Origin of the sequence: Phycicoccus sp. M110.8 (genome assembly GCF_032464895.1) — a bacterium.
In the GTDB taxonomy this organism is placed as follows: domain Bacteria; phylum Actinomycetota; class Actinomycetes; order Actinomycetales; family Dermatophilaceae; genus Pedococcus.
On the sequence record NZ_JAWDIC010000001.1, the window covers coordinates 2,261,800 to 2,283,126 of the forward strand.

The 21,327-nt window shown below is 73.0% G+C and carries 24 protein-coding genes; 13 read left to right on the forward strand and 11 right to left on the reverse strand.

All coding sequences use genetic code 11. From position 1 onward, the window contains the following. Nucleotides 1-67 precede the first annotated feature (67 nt). From RKE38_RS10695 to RKE38_RS10705, 3 genes are all read right to left on the reverse strand, one after another. Entirely contained in the window at nt 68-499 is a 432-nt protein-coding gene (locus tag RKE38_RS10695) for a hypothetical protein (protein ID WP_316007407.1), read from the reverse strand. A 62-nt stretch (nt 500-561) separates the two neighbouring features. Next, nucleotides 562-807 carry a hypothetical protein gene (locus RKE38_RS10700; RefSeq protein ID WP_316007408.1) on the reverse strand — a complete coding sequence of 82 codons (246 nt, stop codon included), beginning with the start codon at nt 805-807 and terminating at the stop codon, nt 562-564. A 10-nt stretch (nt 808-817) separates the two neighbouring features. Next, nucleotides 818-1,063 carry a hypothetical protein gene (locus RKE38_RS10705; RefSeq protein WP_316007409.1) on the reverse strand — a complete coding sequence of 82 codons (246 nt, stop codon included), beginning with the start codon at nt 1,061-1,063 and terminating at the stop codon, nt 818-820. Between the two features lie 338 nt (nt 1,064-1,401). Here RKE38_RS10705 and RKE38_RS10710 point away from each other — a divergent pair, with 338 nt between their 5' ends. The 3 genes from RKE38_RS10710 to RKE38_RS10720 are packed head-to-tail and all read left to right on the forward strand — an operon-like array spanning nt 1,402 to nt 7,394. Beyond that, entirely contained in the window at nt 1,402-4,140 is a 2,739-nt protein-coding gene (locus RKE38_RS10710; RefSeq protein WP_316007410.1) for a LuxR C-terminal-related transcriptional regulator, read from the forward strand. A 27-nt stretch (nt 4,141-4,167) separates the two neighbouring features. Then, nucleotides 4,168-5,847 carry an MFS transporter gene (locus tag RKE38_RS10715; RefSeq protein WP_316007411.1) on the forward strand — a complete coding sequence of 560 codons (1,680 nt, stop codon included), beginning with the start codon at nt 4,168-4,170 and terminating at the stop codon, nt 5,845-5,847. Continuing rightward, nucleotides 5,844-7,394, forward strand: coding sequence for an ATP-binding protein (locus RKE38_RS10720; RefSeq protein WP_316007412.1), 1,551 nt, complete (start codon nt 5,844-5,846; stop codon nt 7,392-7,394). The genes RKE38_RS10715 and RKE38_RS10720 overlap by 4 nt, the downstream gene beginning before the upstream one ends. 1,422 nt (nt 7,395-8,816) lie before the next feature. Here the strand turns inward: RKE38_RS10720 and RKE38_RS10725 are convergent. Together RKE38_RS10725 and RKE38_RS10730 are read right to left on the reverse strand one after the other, a co-directional pair. Continuing rightward, on the reverse strand, nt 8,817-9,320 hold the full coding sequence (locus tag RKE38_RS10725) for an RDD family protein (protein ID WP_316007413.1): 504 nt from the start codon (nt 9,318-9,320) through the stop codon (nt 8,817-8,819). 7 nt (nt 9,321-9,327) lie between these two features. Continuing rightward, nucleotides 9,328-10,374 (reverse strand): hypothetical protein, encoded by a 1,047-nt coding sequence (locus RKE38_RS10730; RefSeq protein ID WP_316007414.1) that lies wholly within the window; start codon nt 10,372-10,374, stop codon nt 9,328-9,330. Nucleotides 10,375-10,607: 233 nt separating this feature from the next. On the opposite strand from RKE38_RS10730, the gene RKE38_RS10735 reads away from it, so the two are divergent. The 3 genes from RKE38_RS10735 to RKE38_RS10745 all read left to right on the forward strand — a co-directional run bounded on the left by RKE38_RS10735 (nt 10,608) and on the right by RKE38_RS10745 (nt 12,080). After that, nucleotides 10,608-11,075: a DUF6325 family protein gene (locus RKE38_RS10735; protein ID WP_316007415.1), complete on the forward strand. Its 468-nt coding sequence runs from the start codon at nt 10,608-10,610 to the stop codon at nt 11,073-11,075. A 5-nt stretch (nt 11,076-11,080) separates the two neighbouring features. Further along, the gene (locus RKE38_RS10740) at nt 11,081-11,443 is read left to right on the forward strand and encodes an SHOCT domain-containing protein (RefSeq protein ID WP_316007416.1); all 363 of its coding nucleotides are present in this window, start codon (nt 11,081-11,083) and stop codon (nt 11,441-11,443) included. Between the two features lie 67 nt (nt 11,444-11,510). Continuing rightward, nucleotides 11,511-12,080 carry a potassium channel family protein gene (locus RKE38_RS10745; protein ID WP_316007417.1) on the forward strand — a complete coding sequence of 190 codons (570 nt, stop codon included), beginning with the start codon at nt 11,511-11,513 and terminating at the stop codon, nt 12,078-12,080. Nucleotides 12,081-12,093: 13 nt separating this feature from the next. On the opposite strand, the gene RKE38_RS10750 is transcribed toward RKE38_RS10745, so the two are convergent. From RKE38_RS10750 to RKE38_RS10765, 4 genes are all read right to left on the reverse strand, one after another. Continuing rightward, nucleotides 12,094-12,960 carry a YihY/virulence factor BrkB family protein gene (locus RKE38_RS10750; RefSeq protein WP_316007418.1) on the reverse strand — a complete coding sequence of 289 codons (867 nt, stop codon included), beginning with the start codon at nt 12,958-12,960 and terminating at the stop codon, nt 12,094-12,096. 68 nt (nt 12,961-13,028) lie between these two features. After that, entirely contained in the window at nt 13,029-13,412 is a 384-nt protein-coding gene (locus RKE38_RS10755) for an SHOCT domain-containing protein (protein WP_316007419.1), read from the reverse strand. Nucleotides 13,413-13,546: 134 nt separating this feature from the next. Further along, entirely contained in the window at nt 13,547-14,254 is a 708-nt protein-coding gene (locus RKE38_RS10760; protein ID WP_316007420.1) for a phosphatase PAP2 family protein, read from the reverse strand. 216 nt (nt 14,255-14,470) lie between these two features. Further along, nucleotides 14,471-14,968 carry a hemerythrin domain-containing protein gene (locus RKE38_RS10765; RefSeq protein ID WP_316007421.1) on the reverse strand — a complete coding sequence of 166 codons (498 nt, stop codon included), beginning with the start codon at nt 14,966-14,968 and terminating at the stop codon, nt 14,471-14,473. 117 nt (nt 14,969-15,085) lie between these two features. Between RKE38_RS10765 and RKE38_RS10770 the strand changes: the two genes are divergently transcribed. The 4 genes from RKE38_RS10770 (at nt 15,086) to RKE38_RS10785 (ending at nt 17,379) form a co-directional block, all read left to right on the forward strand. Then, nucleotides 15,086-15,787 carry an HAD family hydrolase gene (locus RKE38_RS10770; RefSeq protein WP_316007422.1) on the forward strand — a complete coding sequence of 234 codons (702 nt, stop codon included), beginning with the start codon at nt 15,086-15,088 and terminating at the stop codon, nt 15,785-15,787. Between the two features lie 108 nt (nt 15,788-15,895). Further along, nucleotides 15,896-16,084 carry a hypothetical protein gene (locus RKE38_RS10775; protein ID WP_316007423.1) on the forward strand — a complete coding sequence of 63 codons (189 nt, stop codon included), beginning with the start codon at nt 15,896-15,898 and terminating at the stop codon, nt 16,082-16,084. An 83-nt stretch (nt 16,085-16,167) separates the two neighbouring features. Further along, nucleotides 16,168-16,593: a hypothetical protein gene (locus RKE38_RS10780; RefSeq protein ID WP_316007424.1), complete on the forward strand. Its 426-nt coding sequence runs from the start codon at nt 16,168-16,170 to the stop codon at nt 16,591-16,593. Between the two features lie 81 nt (nt 16,594-16,674). Continuing rightward, a complete protein-coding gene (locus RKE38_RS10785; RefSeq protein WP_316007425.1) occupies nt 16,675-17,379 on the forward strand; it encodes a DUF6766 family protein in 705 nt (234 codons plus the stop codon). 67 nt (nt 17,380-17,446) lie between these two features. Here the strand turns inward: RKE38_RS10785 and RKE38_RS10790 are convergent, their stop codons facing one another. Together RKE38_RS10790 and RKE38_RS10795 are read right to left on the reverse strand one after the other, a co-directional pair. After that, nucleotides 17,447-18,013 (reverse strand): hemerythrin domain-containing protein, encoded by a 567-nt coding sequence (locus RKE38_RS10790; protein ID WP_316007426.1) that lies wholly within the window; start codon nt 18,011-18,013, stop codon nt 17,447-17,449. A gap of 28 nt (nt 18,014-18,041) precedes the next feature. Next, nucleotides 18,042-18,905: a sigma-70 family RNA polymerase sigma factor gene (locus RKE38_RS10795; RefSeq protein WP_316007427.1), complete on the reverse strand. Its 864-nt coding sequence runs from the start codon at nt 18,903-18,905 to the stop codon at nt 18,042-18,044. 192 nt (nt 18,906-19,097) lie between these two features. On the opposite strand from RKE38_RS10795, the gene RKE38_RS10800 reads away from it, so the two are divergent. The 3 genes from RKE38_RS10800 to RKE38_RS10810 all read left to right on the forward strand — a co-directional run bounded on the left by RKE38_RS10800 (nt 19,098) and on the right by RKE38_RS10810 (nt 21,261). Next, complete coding sequence (locus RKE38_RS10800; protein WP_316007428.1) at nt 19,098-19,883, forward strand: GAF and ANTAR domain-containing protein; 786 nt, start codon at nt 19,098-19,100, stop codon at nt 19,881-19,883. A 159-nt stretch (nt 19,884-20,042) separates the two neighbouring features. Beyond that, nucleotides 20,043-20,744, forward strand: coding sequence for a GAF and ANTAR domain-containing protein (locus RKE38_RS10805; RefSeq protein ID WP_316007429.1), 702 nt, complete (start codon nt 20,043-20,045; stop codon nt 20,742-20,744). A 244-nt stretch (nt 20,745-20,988) separates the two neighbouring features. Further along, a complete protein-coding gene (locus tag RKE38_RS10810) occupies nt 20,989-21,261 on the forward strand; it encodes a Rho termination factor N-terminal domain-containing protein (RefSeq protein ID WP_316007430.1) in 273 nt (90 codons plus the stop codon). Nucleotides 21,262-21,327: the final 66 nt, after the last annotated feature.

The window sequence follows — 21,327 nt, forward strand, 5'->3', positions numbered from 1 at the left end:
GGAAGGGACGTGCGGGGTCGGGTGGAAGGGACGTGCGGGGTCGGGTACTCGGCGGTGCGACGCCGGCTCAGCGGTCCGACGGGAACTCAGCCGTGCAGAGCGCCCAGATCACGAAGACGTTGATGGCAAGGAGCACCGTCGACCACAACGGGTACCACGGCATCGACACGAAGTTGAGGATCACCGCGATGGAGGCGGGGACCAGGGCGAGGATCCGTCCGAGCGTTCGTCCGGCGACGATGAGTCCACCGGCCGCGACCAGGACGAGGCCCCAGATGAGGTGCACCCAGCCCCACGAGGTGACGTTGAACTCGAGGATGTACTTCGGTGTGCTGACGTAGAGCGTGTTGGTGAACAACGCGGTCAGCCCGCGGAAGAACTCCAGGATCCCTCCGATGAGCATGACGATGCCAGCAGCGAGGACCGTGCCGTACGCCAGGCCGCTGGGCTGTCCCGGTGTGGCGAGGGAAGACCTGGAAGTGGACGTGGAAGTGGACATTCTCGCTGCTCCTCTCCTTGGGGCGATGCCTCCATGCTCGGTCGCGGCGCGACCACGAGACCTCACCCCGGGCAGATGAGATGGGGGGATCCCACGCGCCGGATGTCGACGATGACCAGTCCGCGTGCCTCGAGCTCCCGGGCGATCGCCCCGATGCCGGGGTCGGGGACAGGGCGAAGGAGGAACACGGTGGTGAGCTCGACACCGAGTGTCGCGTCGGACACCAGGGCTGCACGGTGCGACGGCCTCAGGCTGCCGGGAACCGCCACCTCGTAGCCCGATCCGGTCCCGCGGGTCGTGCTCGGCATCCGCCGGCCCTCACCGCGTGGCGCGTCCCGAGCCACGGTCGTCGGCCACCCAGGTCGTCGGGATCCGTCGCACCTCCACGACCTCGATCCCCAGGGCCATGAAGCGGTCGAGCAGCCCGTGCAGGGCCGACTGGTCGGGAACCCCGCACAGGACGGTGCTGGTGGACCCCTCGGCGAGCCTGACGGCAGCCATGTCGTCCAGGTCCTCCTGCGAGACGACACCTGCGACACGAACCTCGTACGTCACCCGCTCCATGCCTGGTCCCTTCCGAAGAAGTGGCACCGACCCTCGCAGAGAGGTCGTCCCGCGAGCGTCATCCGTCCGGGATGAGATGCGCTGTGCGGCGCCGTCCCCGGCCGCGGTGTCCGGGCTGTCCCCTTCACTCCCGTTCGTGCGGGGACGGGGCGGTGCCCTTCCCCGACTAGGGGGTCGATCAGGACCTTCGCCCCCTCTCGGAGCCGACTCCCGCATGCTGCCGTGGACCTGGAGGAAGGCCGCAGGGTGGCCGTGCACCTACCTACAGATGGGTGATGGGTATGCCGCGCACGCTGCGGACGCAGACTGGTCCCGAGGGCAGGACCCCCCTGCGGCGCGTGGTACGGCAGCCCGCCGTGCTCGACCCGCTCGACTCGCTCGGCACGGCAGGCACCCACGAGTCACCTCGCCCGTCAGCGATCGTGCAGCGCCGCAGCGTGCTGTCCCTGATGGACGCGGGCGCGCAGCGGTCGGTGACGTTGCTGAGCGCGCCGGCCGGCTACGGCAAGACCGTCGTCGCCGGCGACTGGGCGTCCCGCGTCCACGCCTGGGCAGCCGTCGCGCACACCAGCATCAGCGAGGAGGGCGGGGCCCTCGACGACTTCTGGACCGTCGCCCTGAGAGCGCTCGACGCCGGCGGCGTCGACGTCTCGGGCCTCACCGCCGGGCCGTCCCCGAACGACGCCGGTCCGGCACTGGTGCGGGAGATCGGGCAGAGGATCCAGCGCCACGGCCAACCCGTCGTGTGGGTCCTCGACTGCGACGAGTTCGCGCTGGGCCGGGCGGAGGGGCAGCAGCTGCACCGACTGCTCAGCGCCAGCGGTGGGGCGCTCCGCCTGGTCCTCCTCACGCGGAGCGACCCTCCGCTGCCCCTGCACCGGTACCGGCTCGCCGGCCAGCTCACCGAGGTGCGCGCCTCCGAGCTCGCGTTCACGGTCTCCGAGGTCGCGGCGGTCCTCCGGCACGCGGGTGTGGACCTGCGACCCACGGAGGTGTCCGAGCTGCATGCGCGCACCGCGGGGTGGCCGGCCGGCCTGGCCTTCGCGGCGATGTGGCTCGCGGGCCGACGCGACACCAGGCAGGCGATCCGCGACTTCCGGGGTGACACGGCGAACGTCGGGGCCTACCTCATGTCCGAGGTGCTGGCCACGCAGCCGCCCGAGCTGCAGGAGTTCCTGCTGCGCACGTGCCTCGCCGACACCCTGTACCCGGAGCTCGCCGGCGTCCTGACCGGACGTCACTGCGACGACCGGGTGCTGCAGTTCCTGGCCCACGGGAACACGTTCATCGTCCCGGTCGGCGACGGGAGCGGGGCGTACCGCTACCAGCCGTTGTTCAGGGAGTTCCTGCGCAGTGAGCTCGCATACCGCCGTCCGGACCTCGTGCCGGGACTCCACCGGTGGGCAGCGGGATGGCTGGCGGCGAACGGCCGGTACAGGACCGCGATGCGGCACGCGGTGGCGGCCCGGGCCTGGGACGACGCCGCGCGGTACCTCCTCGACGGCCCGGGCGTCGCCGCGCTGCTCGTCGGTCCGGACCGGGTGGGCCTGCGCACCCTGGTGGCGGCGGTCCCCGCGGACGCGCCCGGGTCCGCGACCGCCCTGACCCGAGCTGCGCTGGCCCTCGGCGCGGCCGACGCCGAGACCTGCGTGGCCGAGCTGGCGGCAGCCCGTCGGTGGATCGGGGTGGAGGGGACGTCCTCGCCCACCTCCGACGCCGCGCTCCTCACGCTCTCGGCGGTGGCAACCAGCTTGGGGACCGACCTGGACGCCGCCGTCGAGGCCACCCTGGCGGCCGAGAGCACGGTGCTCACGACCACGACGGGCGCAGCCCCCGACACCCCGACCGTGACGCTCCTCGCGGCAGTGAAGGGCAGGGTCCTCTTCGAACGCGGCGACCTCGCAGCCGCGAGCGAGGCGTTCCGCGCGGCGGCTGCGGCGGCGACCACCGCCCACTTCGACGGGGACGCGGTCGAGCTCCGCGGCATGGCAGCCCTCGCGGAGGCCGCGGCCGGCAACCTGCGCCGCGCGCGTGAGCTCGCCGGGTGCGTGGCACCGCAGGGCTCCGGTACCGGTGGGCAGCCCAGCGTCGCGGCGTCCTCCCAGGCAGGGGCGCTCGCCATGGCGTGGGTGTGGATGGAGGAGTACGACCTCGCCGCCGCCGCCGAGGCGCTGGACGACGTGCACCGGCTGCCGTCGTCCTTCCCGGGGCGAACGCTCTGTGCGGTCCACGCACTCGTGAGGTCGCGCCTCCTGCGCGCGCAGGGCTCCACCGAGCTGGCCATCGCCAGCGTCCAGTCACTGCGTCGCGACGGCCCCACGGCGGACGTGGGTGCAGGCTGGCTCGCCCACGCCCTGGCTGCGGCCGAGGCCGACCACCTCGTGGCCGCCGGGCGGCGCGAGGAGGCGCTCGGGGTGCTGGCCGAGCTCGAGGCCTGCGAGCACGCGTCCTGTGCGCTCGCGGTCCGGCGCACTGCGCCCGCACGAGCTCCGGCGACCGGCGACCCGGGTGCGGACGACCCCGGTCCCTGGGCCCGAACCACGTCCACCGTGCAGACGCAGGTGGCGTACCAGGTGGAGTGCGCGCAGGAACACCTCGATGCCGGCGACCGCGAGGCGGCCGAGCGGTCGATCGAGTCCGCACTGGCCCTGGCGCTGCCGGAGCAGCTGCGCCGCCCCTTCCTCGAGAGCCCGGCCGAGGTCCGCGCGCTGCTCAGGGACACCGGCCGGATGGGACGGCTGCGCCAGCAGACCAGGACGGGGCCGCACCGGAGCCCCGACATCGCGCTGACCGCCCGGGAGCAGGAGGTCCTGGGCCACCTCGCCGAGCTGCTGACGACCGAGGAGATCGCGCAGGCGATGTTCGTGTCCGTCAACACGGTCCGCACCCATGTGCGCAGTGTGCTGCGCAAGCTCGACGTGACCCGGCGCAACGAAGCCGTGCGCCGGGCCTGGGAGCACGACCTGCTGCCCGGCCGACCCGGCCGCGGAGCGACTCCCGCGCCAGCGCTCGCGCAGCCCACCGGCATACCCCCCGAGCTCGTCCCGAGCCGCGCGCGTGGTGCGCGGACCGGGTGACACCGACCACCGAAGGACTCCCGAGCCATGTCGAGCGCACCCGCGACAGCCGCCACGACCGCCACCGCCGCAGCGTCCGGCGCCGTGCTGGTCACCCTCGCGTGCGGCCAGTTCCTCATGGCCCTCGACAGCTCGGTGATGAACGTGTCGATCGCGACGGTGGCGACGGACGTGGGCACCACGGTGACCGGGATCCAGACGGCGATCACGCTCTACACGCTGGTCATGGCGTCGCTGATGATCACCGGCGGCAAGCTGGGCCAGATCTGGGGGCGCAAGCGGGCGTTCGCCCTGGGGTGCACCGTGTACGGCTGCGGCTCGCTGACGACCGCCCTGGCGCCGAACCTCGCTGTGCTGCTGGTGGGGTGGTCCCTGCTGGAGGGCATCGGCGCGGCGCTCATCATGCCCGCCATCGTGGCTCTCGTGGCGTCGAACTTTGGTCGCGCCGAGCGGCCCCGGGCCTACGGCATGGTCGCCGCCGCCGGTGCCGTCGCCGTGGCAGCCGGCCCCCTCATCGGTGGCCTCTTCACCACGTACGCGTCCTGGCGCTGGGTGTTCGCCGGGGAGGTCCTGGTCGTCGTGGGGATCCTCGCCCTGGCGCGCCGCGTGACGGACAACCCCGCGGAGGGTGGGGTGCGCCTTGACCTGGTCGGGACGGCGCTGTCGGCCCTGGGACTCGGCCTGGTGGTCTACGCGGTCCTGCGAGCGGGGTCGTGGGGCCTGGTCAACCCCAAGCCCCAGGCCCCGAGCTGGCTCGGCGTGTCGGCGGTGAGCTGGCTGGCCCTGGCCGGGGGGCTTGTCCTGCTGCTGTTCCTGTCGTGGGAGCGGCGCCGGGAGGGCCGAGGTGAGGCCGCGCTCATCGACACCTCGATGCTGGGGAACCGCCTGCTGCGGGCGGGGCTGACCTCCTTCTTCCTGCAGTACATGCTCCTGGCCGGGCTCTTCTTCGCCGTCCCGCTGTTCCTGTCCGTCTCGCTGGGCCTGTCGGCCATCTCGACCGGCGTCCGGATCCTGCCGTTGTCCGTGACGCTCCTGCTGGCCGCGGTGGGGGTACCCAAGCTCTTCCCGCAGGCCTCGCCACGACGTGTGGTCCGCCTGGGGTTCCTCTCCCTCCTGCTCGGCCTGGTGAGCCTCACCGCAGCGCTCGAGGTGGGGGTCGGGGCCGAGGTGGTCACGGTGCCGATGTTGTTGGCGGGGCTGGGGATCGGCGCCCTCGCCTCGCAGCTGGGCAGTGTCACCGTCTCCGCCGTCCCGGACGAGCAGAGCAACGAGGTGGGCGGGCTGCAGAACACCGTGTCCTTCCTGGGGTCCTCGGTTGGCACGGCCCTGAGCGGCGCGATCCTCGTCTCGGCGCTCACCACCTCGTTCTTCACCGGCATCCAGGGCAACCCCTCGATCCCGGCGTCGTTGTCCGCCCAGGCACAGGTCGAGCTGGCCTCCGGGGTGCCGTTCATCCCGGACGACCAGCTGAACGAGGCGCTGAGCAGCGTGGGCGTCACCGGCGCCACGGCCGCTGCCGTGGTGAAGGAGAACGAGGCGGCGCGCATCGACGGCCTGAGGGCGTCACTGGCGTTCCTCGTGGTCCTCGGGCTCGTCGCCCTGTTCGCCACCGGCGGCCTCCCGCAACGCCAGCCGGGTTCGAGCGAGCCGCCCACCGGTGCCGACGTGCCGGCGCCACCGCACCCAGAGGAAGGACACTCACCATGAGCGCACCGGGGGCCCTGCCCACGACCGCCCAGGACGGCGACCTGCTCCACCGACTCGCGACGTACCGGCGGACCCGCGAGGAGGTGGAACGCCGCGTCCTCCCCCTCGCGACCTCGGTGGACGGCGTGACGTTCGAGTTCCAGTGCTCGCTGCACGACCTCCAGCTGCGCCGCGGCGGGTACGTCGTGCTGCAGTCGGACGGCGTCGACCGGCTGGGGCAGGTCACGGACCTCGACGCCGTGGTCGTGAGCTCGAGCGCCCAGCTCGGCGACGTCGTCTCCGACATCGCCCTCCGCCTGGCCAGGGGGTCCGGGGCCCTGCTGGCCACCGACGGCCGCCCCTTCCACGACGCAGTGGTGCGGCCGGCCGACCCGGCCGAGGTCGCCGACTGGTGCGCCACGAGCCGACCCGCCCGCGCCGGCCTCACCGTGGGCGAGCTGCTCCTCGCCCCCGGCGTCCCGGCCACGCTCGACAGCGGCGGACTGACCCGGCACACCTTCCTGTGCGGGCAGTCGGGGTCGGGCAAGACCTACGCGCTCGGTCTGCTCCTGGAGCGGGTCCTGGCCGAGACCACCCTGCGGGTGGTCGTCCTCGACCCGAACTCCGACCACGTGGGCCTGGGGCGCGTCCGTCCGGGTGCCGACCCCGCCCTCGCCGAGCGGTATGCCGGTGTGCCCGCCGAGGTCGCGGTGTGGCGCAACGACCTAGGGGCCCAGCACCAGCTCCGCCTCCGCTTCCCCGACCTCGACCCGGCCGCCCAGGCGGCCGTCCTCGGGCTGGACCCGGTCGGTGACAGGGACGAGTACTCCGCGCTGCTGGAGCTGTTGAGGCGGCGGCGCGAGGGCGAGCCGCTGGTCACCGGAGTCGAGGACCTGCGCTCCTCCGACAACGAGGGTGCGCGCCGGCTCGGGGTGCGGGCGGAGAACCTCGGGGTCCTCGGCTGGTCCCTCTGGGGTCCCGGGCTCCCCTCGATCGTCGACGAGATCCGGCACCCCACGAGCCGCTGCACGGTGGTCGACCTCGGCTCGCTCGACAGCGCGCAGGAGCAGCGCGTGGTCAGCCAGGCCGTGCTGACGGCCCTCTGGGAGGAACGGCGGTCGAAGGTGCCGTGCCTCGTCGTCATCGACGAGGCGCACAACGTGTGCCCGGCCGAGCCCCGTGACGAGCTGAGCCGGCGGGCCACCGAGCGGTCCGTGCAGATCGCGGCCGAGGGGCGCAAGTACGGCCTGTACCTCCTGACCTCGACGCAGCAGCCGCACAAGGTGCACGAGAACGTCGTGTCCCAGTGCGACAACGTCCTGCTCATGCGGATCAACTCGCGAGCCGACCTCGCCGACCTCACACGGCTCTTCTCCTTCGTGCCCGAGGGGCTCATCGCAGGCTGCCCCTCGTTCGGTCTCGGGCAGGTGCTGGTCGGCGGGAGGCTCCTGCCCCAGGCGGCATACGTCCGGATGGGGCACCGTGTCTCGATGGAGGGCGGCGCGGACATCCCGCCCACGTGGGCGGCCCCGCGACCCGACGACCGATCCGGCGTCGCCACGCGGTGACGCACAGCCGAGGAAGGTGAGCGTGCCATGGACGAGACCACGGAGCTCGAGAGGCTGCGGGCGCGGGTGGCGCAGCTCGAGGCCGAGCTGTCGACGGCGGGACCCGCCGGCGCGCCGAGCGCGCCACGTCACGGCCCGAGGTCCCGCTGGTGGTCGGTGCTGTCCGCGGTCCTCGTCGTGCTGGGCACGGTCCTGGCGCCGGTGTCCGTGGCCTCCACGTGGGCCGGCCGGACGCTGTCGGACACCAGCCGGTACGTGGAGACGGTGGCCCCCGTCGCGCACGATCCCGGCGTCCAGGACGCCATCGCCGACAGGGTCACGCAGGTGGTCTTCGAGCACCTCGACGTCGGTGCCATCACGTCCCAGGCGCTGACGGCGCTGGCACAACGAGGGGACCTGCCACCCCGGGTGGCGAGCGTCCTGCCGAACCTGTCGGTGCCGATCGAGAAGGGCGTGCAGAACTTCACCCGAGACCAGGTGCAGACCCTGGTGCGGAGCCCCCAGTTCGCGCAGCTGTGGGACCAGGTGAACCGGGTGGCGCACCAGCAGGTCGTCGGCCTGCTCGAGGGGCGCAGCACGGGCGCGGTGACCACGCGCGGCGACGCGATCGTCCTCAACCTCGCGCCGGTCATCGCGGCGGTCAGGGACCGGCTGGTCGCCCAGGGCTTCGGCCTGGCCTCGAGCATCCCCACGGTCGACACCTCGTTCGTCCTGGTGCAGACGCAGGGCCTCACGAAGGCCCAGACGATGTTCGCCCTCCTCAACACCCTCGGTACGTGGTTGCCCTTCGTCGCGCTCGGACTGCTGGTCGCCGGGGTGCTCGTGGCGCGTGACCGTCGCCGGGTCCTCGTCAGGACGGGCCTGGCCCTCGCGGTCGCCATGATCGCGCTCGGCATCGGCCTGGCCCTCACGCGCCTGTGGTACCTCGACACCCGGCCGGGCACGCTGTTGCCGGACGAGAGTGCCGCGTACGTCTTCGACACCCTGGTGCGCTTCCTGCGCACCAGCCTGCGCACGGTGGCGGTGGTGGGCCTCGTGGTCGCCGGGGCGGCCCTCCTCGCGGGTCCCTCGCGGCCGGCGGTCAGGACCCGCGCGGTCGTGGCCGCCGGGATCGGTTCGGCCCGTCGGGACAGCGAGGCCGCGGGCCTGGACCTCGGGCGCTTCGGGGCGTGGGTGGCCACGTACCGGCGCCCCCTGCGCCTCACCGTGGCGCTGGGGTGGGGCCTGGTCCTCGTGCTGTGGGACCGGCCGACCGGGTGGGTGGTGGCGTGGACCGCGGTCGCCGCAGGACTGCTCCTCCTCGTCGTGGAGTTCCTGGCGCATCCGGTCGGCGAGGCCTCCGGACCGACCCCGGCCGGGGCGCCCGGTTCGACGTCGGCCTCGACGTCGGCTTCGGCGCCGGCCTCGACATCGGCTACGACGTCAGCCGCGCGTGCGCCGGAGCCGCTGGTCATCTCGGGACTGCCAGTCGTAGATGACGGAGGTGCGCAGCACGAGGTCCTGCGCCGACCGGTTCTCCCGGCTCAGCGCGACCCAGAAGAGTCCGATGGGAAAGCAGGTGCACAGCAGCGCCCGGACGAGTGACCCCGCCAGGTGCATCCTCTGGCCGTGCAGGTTCACCACCCGCAGGCCCATCAGCAGGTCCCCGTAGGTGCGCCCGCTGGACCACCAGCACACGGTGAGGTATGCCACGCACACCCCGAAGCCCGCGGCCATGCTCAGGAGCAGGCTGGTGTCGGGGAAGGTGAAGCCTCGCGGCGAGAGGATGAACCTGATGGCGGTGACTCCGGCATACCCGGCCCCCACCAGGAGCCCCACGACCGCGGCGTCGACGGCGGACGCGACGAGACGACTCACGAGGCCGGCGCGCCGGCCCTGGTACGGGCGCGCGACCCGCGGCAGTGGGGAGACGCCTCGGCCGGCCATGCCGATGTCACGGCACCCGATCGCGCGTCGGGGCCGGGTGTCCGTCGGGGGACGGGTTCTCGTCCGCGACCTGCCGGCCTGGCCACTGGTCGCCGGGGAGCTGCAGCTCGGGCGGCGGTACCTCGGACGGCTGCTTCCCGGCGGGGACACCCGTGGAGCGGCGGCCGTGGCGCAGCAGGAAGCGGTCCACCACGTGGCTGACGGCCTCGTCGGCGGTGATGCCCTGCATCCGTGCCTCCTGCACCGTGTCCGAGGCCATGCTCCCGGTGGACTCCCGGATGATCTCCGCCAGGTTGACCCCGTCGATGACCTGGTCCGCGAGGCCGATCAGGTCGAGGCGCGCCAGCACTGCCTGCACGACGGCGTCCAGGTCGACACGCTGGAGCACCACCGAGGTGAGGTCCAGGCGGTCGAGCACGGCGTCCATGTCGATGCGCTCGATGACGCGGTCGAGGTCGGCGCGTGCCACGACGGCGTCCACGTCGATGCGCTCGATGACGCGGTCGAGGTCGGCGCGTGCCACGACGGCGTCCACGTCGACGCGCTCGATGACGCGGTCGAGGTCGGCCCGTGCCACGACGGCATCGACGTCGACGCGCTCGAGAACCGCGTCGAGGTCGGCCCGTGCCACCACGGCGTCCACGTCCACCCCACGGACGACGGCCTCGATGTCCACCCTCCTGACGGCCCGGTCGAGGTCGACGCCGGCGACCACCTCGTCGAGGTCGACGTACTCCGTCACGAGGCCGGTGACGTCGACGCGGCCCAGGACCTCGGCCGCCACCCTCGGGACCAGCACGTCGACCAGCGCCACGAGCTCCTGGCGCAGCCGCCGCCGCCGACTCGAGCCCTCGTGGCCGAGCACGCCGAGCCAGTGGGCCGGGCGGAGGCCCGAGGGCACCGGTGCGAGCCGGGACAGCCTCGTGAGCGGGTCGACCAGGGGTCGGGTCCTGCGGCCGGCCTCCTGCACGCCGCGCGCCCCGAGCCGCACCAGCGCGATGGCTCGTCCGGTGGCTCCCAGCCCGACGTCGAGCAGCACCATCGAGTTGGTCATCGGAAGTACCCTCCTGTCGCACGATGCGGCAGAGGCGCCGTCGCGGTGCGGAACCCGTGCCGGATGCAGCCCACAGGTCCTGACCGACCCTTGTCGCGCCTCTACCGCTGAGGTCCATGGGACCGCACCTCGGCGCCGGGCGGATCATCCCCCTGGGGTGAGGCAGCCGACGGCGGCCCGGGGGAGATTGGACGGCAGGAGAACCGCGCAGCACCGGATGCCGAGGAGAAGACGTGAGCACCGTCAGCACCATGGACGTCGTCGGACCCATCGACTTCGTCCTCCTGGAGTTCCCGCAGGACCGGCTCACGGGCGAGGTGAGCACAGCCCTCGCCGACCTGGTCGAGAGCGGGACGATCCGCCTGTACGACCTGGTCGTCCTCAGCAAGGACCTCGAGGGGTCCGTGCACGTGGTGGAGCTGGCCGGTGCGCAGGGGTCGGAGGGCCACTTCTCCTCGTTCGCGGGAGCAGCCTCGGGCCTCATCGGGGACGACGACGTCACGCAGGCAGCAGCCGCGATCGAGCCGGGCACGGTGGCCGCACTCATCGTGTACGAGAACCGTTGGGCCGAGCCGTTCGTCGCGGCGGTGGTGGACAGCGGGGGAGACCTGGTGGCCAGCCAGCGGATCTCTGCGGCTGACCTCATGGACGCCCTCGAGGCGCTCGAGACATCGGACGACGTCGAGACCACCGAGGGGTGAGGACGATGCCTGGACTGTTGCGTGGGGTGGCCCGGACGGCGGTCATCGCGGGGACAGCCACGGCGGTGAGTGGGCGCGTCCAGCGCCGGCAGGCGGAGCGGTTCGCCCAGCGCGATGCCGCGATCTACGCGCAACGCGAGCAGGCGTACCAGGAGCAGACGGCTCCCGCCGCCCCCGCGCCCGCCGCCCCTGCCCCCGCGCCCGTCGCCCCTGCACCCGCCGGATCCGCGGCCCAGGTCGCGGGGTCGGTCGACACCACGGGCGACACGATCCAGCACCTCAAGGACCTCGCGGAGCTGAGGAGCCAGGGGATCCTGACGGACGAGGAGTTCGCGGCGCAGAAGGCGAAGATCCTCGGCGGCAGCTGACCCCTGCGGCGAGCCGACGCCGGACGGCTCACCGCGACCGGGACGTCACGACCAGCCGGGAGGTGGCATGGGCGAGCTCAGGCAGCAGCAGGCTCCCGTGCCCCCGCTGGAGGAACGGCACCCCGCTCCCACCCGTGAGCGCCTCGCGCTGCGCTCGGTCGCACGGTCGCTGGCCGTCTCGACCGCCATCACGGTGCTCTACTTCGTCCTTCCGCTGCGACCGCGCGCCTGGGGTGCCGTGCTGACGTTGGCGATCGGCCTGCTCGTCGTCGCCGCGGTGGTGGTGTGGCAGGTGGTCCTGATCGTCCGCTCGCCGTACCCGGGGCTCCAGGCGCTCACCACCCTCGCCCTGGTCATACCCCTCTTCCTGGTGGGCTTCGCGGCCACGTACTTCATCCTGTCCTCGACGGACCAGGCCGCCTTCTCGGCGTCCCTGACCCGGCTGGACGCCGCCTACTTCGCCGTGACGACCTTCGCGACGGTCGGGTTCGGCGACATCGTCGCGCGGTCGGAGGTGGCGCGGGCGGTGGTCACCGTGCAGATGCTGGCCGGCCTGGTCCTCGTCGGGATCGTCGCCCGGGTGGTCGTCGGAGCGGTCCAGGAGGGCCGCAGTCGTCGGCGCACCTCCTCGGACTGACGGCTCGTCCGCCTCATCGGACTGACGGCTCGTCCGCCTCCTCGGTCTGCACCGACGGTCCTCGGTCTGCCCCGACGGCCGTGCGTACCCGCCGTGCCCACCGCTCGGGCGAGCGGTCCAGCTCACCGGCCACGATGGCTGCCACCACGATGATCATGGAGATGCACAGGAGCCAGCCCACCAGGGCGAGCGTGACGCCGAAGAGCCCGTAGCGACGGTTGTAGCTCTCGAGCAGGCCCGGCATGTACACGGTGGTGGCAGCACCGTACGCGTTCGCGCAGAACGCAGCCATGAGGCCGCCGACGAGCAGCCGGCGCCAGTGCACCCGGCGGTCCAGCAGCAGCCACGGGATGGAGGTCCACAGCACCAGGCTGGCCAGGAGCGACAGGGGCGCGCCCAGGAGCCAGTCACCCGGCAGGTGCCGCACGACGGCCCGCGCCAGGCCCAGGAGGACGATCTCCACCAGCATTGCGCTGAGGCCCAACGTGGCGTTCAGCGACCCCCGCAGGCCGACGACGCCCGGGTCGCCCTCGCGGTGCCACGCCTGCCGGTACATGCGCTGGATCCTGCGGGTGAGGGAGACGCCCGAGACCACCATCAGGACCACGCTCAACAGCTCGGTGCTGGGGTTGGTGGAGCCGCCGAACATCTGCTGCACTGCAGCGGCGCTCTCCCCGGACAGGTTGAACCGGCCCACGATGGCGTCGGCGACCAGCCCACGGCGCGACGCCGGCGCCAGCGCCGCCACCAGGATGAGCAGCGGGATCAGGGCGGTGAACGCCTGCGACGCGATCACCATGGCCCGGTCGACGGCCTGCTGGGCCACGAGCTGTTGCACGCAACGGCCCGCGAACGACTCCCCGAGCCGGCGCCTCAGCACCTCGGCATCGGGGAGTCGTCGCCGTACGTCCGTTCGTCGCCGCACGGTCGTCCGGGCGGGCGTCGGCCTCAGGTCAGGGCCTTGGCCTTGTTGGTGTTGAACTCGGCGTCGCTGATCACGCCGTTGTCCAGCATGGTCTTGGCCTGGGCGATCTGGTCCGTGGGGCAGGGGGTGGACGGCCCGGCGAGGCTGCGGATGTAGTCCTCCTGCTGCTGGCGCACCTGGACCGCGTCCTTCGCCGCGCGGTCGGACATGCCCCACCCACGGGCGATGAGGTACACGACGGGCGCGAGGAACGGCATGAAGATCAGGAAGACCACCCACAGCGCCTTGGCGACGCCGGAGGTCCCCTTGTCCCGGACGAGGTCGACGACGATCGAGAACATCACCATGAGGTACGCCACCAGGGCGTAGGTGATGAAGATGAACCACACGATGTCCCAGAACGACATCTCTGCCACCCCTTCCAAGGGATCGGCGAACCTGTTCCGCCATCCCAAGCCTCTCGGCAGGGAGGGGGCTTCCGCTTCGTCTGCCGGGGATGATCTGCCCGCGCTCGGTGCGCCCCGGGGGTGGGCCCGGACGCTCAGGCTGTATGCCGGGTGCTCGCCCTGGCGAGCAGCGACCGCACGCGCGGGGTGTCCAGGACGAGGGCGAGCCCGGTGACCGTGCCGATCCCGACGGCCGCTCCGGCCACCGTGTCGGTGAAGTAGTGCCACCGCAGGGCGATGACGGCGCACGCGACGACGCAGGCCAGCCCGACAGACGCGGCGATCGCGGCAAGGGCCCACCGTGCGCGGACCCTCTGTGAGGCGTGCATCCGCGAGGGGTTCGTCCGCGAGGGGTTCACCAGAACGGTCACGGTGCCGGCCAGCGCGAACGCAGCGGTGGCGTGGCCGCTCGGAAAGCAGAGGAACCCGTCGTAGGTGCGGGCGACCAGCGGCTTGAGGACCAGCTCGACCACGCCGACCGAGAGGCAGACGGCCGCCACGGCGAGCAGGGCACCGTTGGCCCGCCCCGTCGCCAGGCACGCGAGTGCGATGACGGCCGTGCAGACCGCTGCAGGAAGCCCCGCACCGGGTGCAGCCAGCCACGCCGCCACGCCGAGGTGGCTGCCGTAGGCGGAGATGACCGCGCCGTCGACCGCCCGGTCCAGGCTCCCGGGCCTGCTCTGGTGGAAGGACAGGGCGCCGAGGACGACGACCACGGCGCCGAGGGACACGAGCAGGCCTGCTGCCCTGGTGCGCGCCGGCCCGGACAACAACGGCGGCCCCACGCGGCTGACCGTTCGCACGGCACGCCTCCCGCCCTTCCGACTGCTCCTCCGACGATCGTCGACGCACCCAGTTTCCTGCACGCCACCGGCGAGGGCGTCCTGGAGGGGCCGCCCGGGCGGCGAGGAGCCCACGACGCGGGCGGCGCGCAGCACCCTGCCGATGGGGATGATCGGCGCCACCGCCATCGACTTCCTCGGACCCGAGCGGGACGGCCGTCAGCGCAGGGCCGTTGGTCAGGAGACGACGGCGTCGACCGCCTTCTTCAGGGCGCTCGGCTGCGCGGGGGAGCGGGGCGCGCGCTCCTTGGCAGCCAGCAGCTGCTCGCCGAGCTCGCGGAGCTGGGTGCGGCCGAGCCCCTCACGGACCTTCGGGAACCAGTCGGACTCCTCCTCGTCCATGTGGTGCGTGACCGACTCGATGAGCACTGTGGTCTTGGCGTCGAACCGCTCGTCCGACGGCTTCATCGTGCTGAGCTCCATGACGAGCACGTCGGCGACGTGGTGCTCCTCGTACGACTCCAGCACGTCGTCCTCGAGGTCGGGCAGCAGCCGGCGCACCTCGGGGTACATGACCTCGTTCTCGATGTAGGTGTGCACCGTCAGCAGCTCGACGACCTTCTCCACGATCTGGCCCTTGCGGGCCGGTGTCACGTCCTTGCGCTGGAACTCGCGGAACAGGGCGCGGACCTCCTTGTGGTCCTCACGCAGGATGACGATGGCGTCGTTCGACACGGGGGCTCCTCCAGGGTGGGACGGCTGGTGGCTGGGTCTACCCCTTCCCGCCTCCTCCAAACCGGCCGGGCAGCGGCCGTCCGCGCGGTCTAGCGTGGCGGGGATGAGGACTCCCCGATGAGCGCCGGCACCCCCGACGGCCCAGCGCACAGGCCCCGCCCCGGCGACACCGTCATCTTCGACGTCGACGGCACGCTGGTGGACTCGACGTACCACCACGCGCTGGCGTGGCACCGGGCGTTCAAGGAGTGCTCGGTGGACGTCCCGCTGTGGCGCGTGCACCGGGCCGTCGGCATGGGCGGCGACCGTCTCGTGTCGGCCGTCGCGGGTGAGCAGGTGGAGCAGGAGCACGGGGACCGCCTGCGCGAGCTGTGGGAGGCCGGGTACGACGAGCTGCTCCCGGAGGTCGACCCGCTGCCCGGCGCCGCCGACCTCGTGCGCCGCCTGCACGAGCAGGGCTTCGTCCTGGCCGTGGGGTCCTCGGGCAAGCCGAAGTACACCGACGCGGCGCTGGACGCCGTCGGCGTGCGCGACCTCTTCGCCGCCGTCACGACGTCGGAGGACGCGCAGGAGTCCAAGCCCGCCGCCGACATCCTGCGTGCCGCCCTCGAGGCCGCCGGTGGCTCACGTGCCGTCGTGGTCGGGGACACCCCCTACGACGTCGAGGCCGCCTCGTCCCTCGGCGCGGCCTGCGTCACGGTGCGCACGGGTGGCTTCGGGGCCGAGGAGCTCGAGGCAGCCGGCGCGGCCCACGTGGCGGACGGGCTGGAGGACCTCCTGGACTCCGACTGGGCTGCCTTCGTCACGCGCGGACGCTGACCCTCCGACCACCGTCACCCCTGCCCGGTTTGCCGCCCAGCCGTTCGGGTAGGTGAAGGCGTCCGTGGCGCGCCCGCCACGGGCGCCACCCACGAAGGAGGCTGACCGATGACTGCATCGACCGGTGCGCACGACGAGAACGCCGACGGCCAGGACACGACCAGCGAGGCCGGCGCCCCCGCCCCCGAGTCGACCCAGCCCGACGGCGGCCCGGGCTCGCACAGCGAGGACGGCTCCGGCGGCGCCGAGAACGACACCGCCAGCGGCGGTGTCCCCGAGGAGGGCGAGGACAGCTGACGCTCCGGCGTGGCGTTGCCGTCCTGCGCGGTGGCCCGCGTGTCGCGAGCGGGCTTGCCCCGCAACGGCATACGTTCGGCGCCGTGCATCCCCTACGTATGCCGCGTGCGCGGCACGTCGCGCTCGTGGGCTCCGTCGTGGTGTCCCTCTCCGGCTGTGGCGCGGCATCGCTCGAGCCGACGGCGCGGGACGCGGCCGTGTCCTTCGTCCGCGAGGCGTCGAGCGACCCGGGCCGTGCCTGCGGGCAGCTGGTGGACCCGACGCGCAAGGCCGTCGAGCAGACGGACCCTTCGGGCGACTGCGCCACCGCGCTCCGCAAGACGAAGCTGGCACAGGGGGCCGACGTGGTGCGGACCACCGTCCAGGGCCACAGCGCAGAGGTGGTCCTGCGCGACGACATCGTCTTCCTGTCGCTCTTCCGCGACGGGTGGCGCGTGATGGCTGCGGGGTGCCGGCGGACGTCGCAGGACCTCGCGCAGCCCGCCGACTGCGAGATCTCGGGAGGCTGACGTGCGCGGAGCGTTCTGGGCGTATGCCGTGTTCATCGCGGCCGGTCTGGCCTTCTTCTTCGTGATCGGGGGGCTGGGCCGGTGACGACGGGGTCCGACCCGCAGGGCGCGCCGCGCCGTCCGCTGCGCGACAACAGCCTGTCGATCGTCTTCGGCGTGCTCCTGCTGCTGACGCTGCTCGGGCAGTCGATCTGGGGCCTGGTCGGGTACAACGCGGAGGCGCGGACCGCCGGCCTGCAGCAGCTGTCGTACTGGCGGTACGTGACGTCCTCGTCCTTCGCGGTCGACGTGGCAGAGAACTGGCAGTCCGAGTACCTGCAGTTCACCCTGTACATCCTGCTGACGGTCTGGCTCGTGCAGCGCGGCTCCTCGGAGACCAAGAAGCCGGGCGAGAGCGGCCGGGAGAGCGACAAGGAGCAGCAGGTCGGTCGGTGGGCCACCGCCAAGTCGCCCGCCTGGGCGCGCGTGGGCGGCTGGCGCACGAGCCTGTACTCGCACTCCCTCACCCTCGTGATGGCGCTCGTCTTCCTGCTGTCGTGGTCGGCGCAGGCCGTGGCCGGGCGGGTCGCCGCCAACGAGCTGCGGCTTCGTGACCTGCTCGAGCCGCTGTCGATGGCGCAGTACCTCGCGTCCGCCGACTTCTGGGGCCGGACCCTGCAGAACTGGCAGTCCGAGCTCCTCGCCGTCGGCACCATGGCCGTCTTCGCGATCTACCTGCGCGAACGGGGTTCACCCGAGTCCAAGCCCGTGGGTGCGCCGCACGACCTGACGACGTCGGACGACTGAGCGCGCCCGTCGACCGGACCGCGTAGCCAGCCCGGGGCCCCGGGCTCGCGACCGGATGACCCTCAGGTCAGCCCGGGTGGGGGCCTCGGCCGCGTGAGGCGACGAGAAGGCCGTCGAGCTCGTCCTCGGCGAGGTCGAGCATGGCGGCGAACGGGGCGTCGCCGCCCGCTGCGGCGAGCGTCCCGGCCACCCTCTCGACCAGCAGCAGCACCTCGAGGAGCTCGGCTGCGTCGTCCTCGGTGATGCGGTGCAGGAAGCCGGCCAGCTCGTCGTGCTCCTCGCGGCGGGAGTGGGCGGTCACCAGCTCGCACAGCGCGAGCAGTGGCGCCCGGAACCAGCCGTCCGCCCGGGGCACGCCCTCGAGGGTGGTCATCGCCCGGGCGATGTCCTCCTCCTCTGCCACGCGGTCGATGACGGACAGGTCGTCGCGGTCGCGGGCCCGGAACATCGGGTGCATGACGAGCCGCTCCGCGGCCTCGTGGGCGGCGAGGTAGGCACGCAGCTGTTGCCAGGCGCCCTCCCATCGGTCGTCGCCGGCGGTGAGGACGTCCTGCATGAGCCGGCCGAGGCGCCGGTGCTGGCGGCCCACCTCCCTCGCGAAGGCGACCACCTCGGGGTCCACGTCGGCCTGCACGGCGAGCCGCTGCCTCGGAACCGTCGCCTCAGGCAACGGCGTCGGCCTGCACCATCGTCGCGCGCAGGTGCTCCAGCGTGGCCGACAGCAGCCGGGAGACCTGCATCTGGCTCACGCCGATCGCGGCGCCGATGTCGGACTGGGTCCGCTCCTCGACGTAGCGCATGCGGACGATCGCCAGCTGGCGCTCGTCGAGGGTGTCCAGGGCACGCCCGAGCGCGTCGCTGCGGTCGAGCGCCGCGTACGCGTCGGAGCCGTCGGGCACCTCGACGGTGTGCTCGCCCGCCGGGGCGTCGAGGGAGCTGGTGCTGAACCACGAGGCTGCCTCGGCGCTCTCCTCCAGGCCGGCGCGGTCGACACCGACGGCACTCGCGACCTCGTCGCGGGTCGGCTCGCGCTGCAGGTCCTGGCGCAGCTCCTCCTCCGAGCGCAGGACCCGGGCCCGAGTCTCCTGGAGTCGGCGCGGCGGCCGGACGGCCCACCCGGTGTCCCGGAAGAACCGCTTGAGCTCCCCCGAGATGGTCGGCACGGCATACGCCGCGAAGCCCGGCCCGCGGCCGGGACGGAAGCCGCGGACGGCCTTGAGCAGGGCGAGCGAGGCGACCTGGCGCAGGTCCTCGAACTCGAGCCCGCGACCGCGGTAGCGCCGGGCGGCACGGTCGGCGAGGTCGAGGGTGAGCACCACCACCTGGCGCTCGAGCTCGCGGCGGTCGTCGGGGGACAGGCGTCCCGCGAGGCAGAGGAGGAGCTCCTCGGCCTCGTCGTGCGCGGCACTGCCGTGCGGGTGGCGACCGTGGGGCGCCTCTCGGGGCGCGACCTCGGAGGGGTCGACCGGTCGCAGGGACGGGGTCTGCGGCTCGTGGCGGCATACGGGGACAGGGGCGGGGTCCATCAGGACGTCCTTCCGGCAGGGAAGGCTGGCGCCACTGTTGGACCACTCTGCCGCCTCCACTCAAACACCCCATTCGCCGCGAGGCAACCGCAAGCGCGGCATTTCGGGCGTCGTGCGCACGGATTAGGCTGGCCCCCGAGTTCGTACGCAGGTGGTGATCGGGGGGCGAGGACGGCGAGAGAGAGGTGACCGGTGGCCGATCAGACCGACGGTCCTCAGGGCTGGACCGCAGTGCTGGGCGAGGAGTTCGCCGAGCTGGCCACGGCGCTGGGCAACGGGACCGGGACCCCGCCCGACCCTGACCGCGTGGTGCGTTTCGTCGCCAAGGCCGTCCCCGACAGCGAGGCCTGCTCGGTGACCTTCCTGCGCCCTGGCCGGCGTCCCACCACGGTGGCCGCGTCGAGCGAGCTGCCCACCGAGGTGGACCGGATCCAGTACGGCACGGGTGAGGGGCCCTGCCTCGACGCCGCCACCGGCGACGCGGCGACGCTGGTGCAGGACCTCGGCACCGACGAGCGGTGGCCGGCCTTCGCCGCACGGTGCGTCGCGGACACCGGTGTGCGCAGCATCCTGGCGTTGCGCCTGCCGATCGGCGGCGACGACGAGGCGGCGCTCAACCTCTACTCCCGCCGGGCGGGCGCGTTCGCGGCTGCCGACCTCGCGACGGCCTCGGTCTTCGCGCCCTTCGCCGCCCTGGCCGTCCAGAGCGCGGTCCACCAACAGGACGTGAGCAACCTCGAGGCCGCGCTCACGAGCAGCCGTCAGGTGGGGACCGCGATCGGCATCCTCATGGCTCGTGACCTCGTGTCCTCCGACGAGGCCTTCGAGCGCCTGCGCCGCGCCAGCCAGGACCTCAACCGCAAGCTGCGCGACATCGCCGCCGACGTGGCGCTCACCGGCGACCTGCCGGGTCGGGGTGAGCAGGACGGGTCGGTGCAGGACGCGCGGGACGTCGCGCCCGGGCCACCGGGAGCCTGACGTCCCGGCGCACCCGCGGGGGAGTCACGAGTCCGCGGCGCGCCGATGACCTGCTGCGACGCCGTCGGCGCCGTTCAGTAGAGTCCTGCCCGCGGGAGCGCCAGCGGCCAAACCACGTGCCGGTCGGGCGAACCGTCGCTTCTTCGGAGAACGTTTTCGATGAGTCGATTCGTCCCGGCGCCAGAGCACGACCTGGCCCGGTACTTCGCAGAGCTCGTGCACGCCGTCCAGGCCGAGGGCGGCCGACTGGGCACCCTGCAGACGGTGTGCGAGCTGGCGGTCACGATCATCCGCGCCGACCACGCGTCCATCACGGTGCGCCGCGGCGACCTCTTCAGCACGCTCGCCACCACCGGTGAGCTGCCCGAGACCGTGGACCGCATCCAGGGGGAGACGGGTGAGGGCCCCTGCATCGACGGGCTGCTCGACCACGAGTCCTTCGCCACCGGTGACCTGGGGAGCGACGGCCGGTGGCCGCTGTTCGCGGGGCGCGTCGCCGCCGAGACGGGGGTTCGGAGCATGCTGTCGCACCGGCTGTTCGTGCGGGAGGGGAGCGTGGGGGCGCTCAACGTGTATGCCGCTCGCCCCGACGCCTTCACGCCCGGGGACGTGCTGGTGTCGGAGGTCTTCGCCGCGCACGCCGCGATCGCGGTCCAGGCGGCCGAGGACCAGCAGCGCGCGGACAACCTCGAGATCGCGCTGCGCAGCAGCCGCCGCATCGGCACGGCCATCGGCATCGTCATGGCCAGCCACCGCCTCGACGAGCAGTCCGCCTTCGAGCTGCTGCGCCGTCGCAGCCAGGACACCAACCGCAAGCTGGCCGACATCGCCGACGACGTCGTCTACACCGGACAGCTCTGAGGCGGTCCGAGCGGCACGCCGCCGGCGGGGAGGGCCGGGACAGCTGGTGGTTCAACCGCCCCGGCCCGTCGAGCGCGGCCGACGGTGCCCGTCGACTGCGGCCGACGACCGGCCCATACCCCCGTCCCCCCACGAGGTATGCACGCGGCGCGGCCCCACCTTCGGTGTCGTGGCGGTTTCGACCACGCACGGGCCGGGTAGTGGCCGGAAGGAGGACCTGTGCCACCGACCCGAAGGAGAGGTCATGCCCGCTCGCAAGGACCCCGGTCCCAGCGTCAAGGACAAGGACGTCTACGAGGGCGTCCGCAGGGACGGCGCCTCGAAGGAGAAGGCCGCGCGCATCGCCAACGCCGCGGCCGGCTCGTCCCGCAAGGTGGTCTCCCGCAAGGGCGGTGCGGGACAGGACTACGAGGACCGCACCGTCGCCGAGCTGCGCAAGCGGGCCGCGGAGGTCGGCATCGAGGGCCGCAGCCGGATGACGAAGTCGCAGCTGGTGTCGGCCCTGCGCAACCACTGACGCGCGCGGAGCGCTGGGGCGCCGCTAGCGTGGCCCCGGCGCCGGGCGCACCTCCGGGCTCGGCCG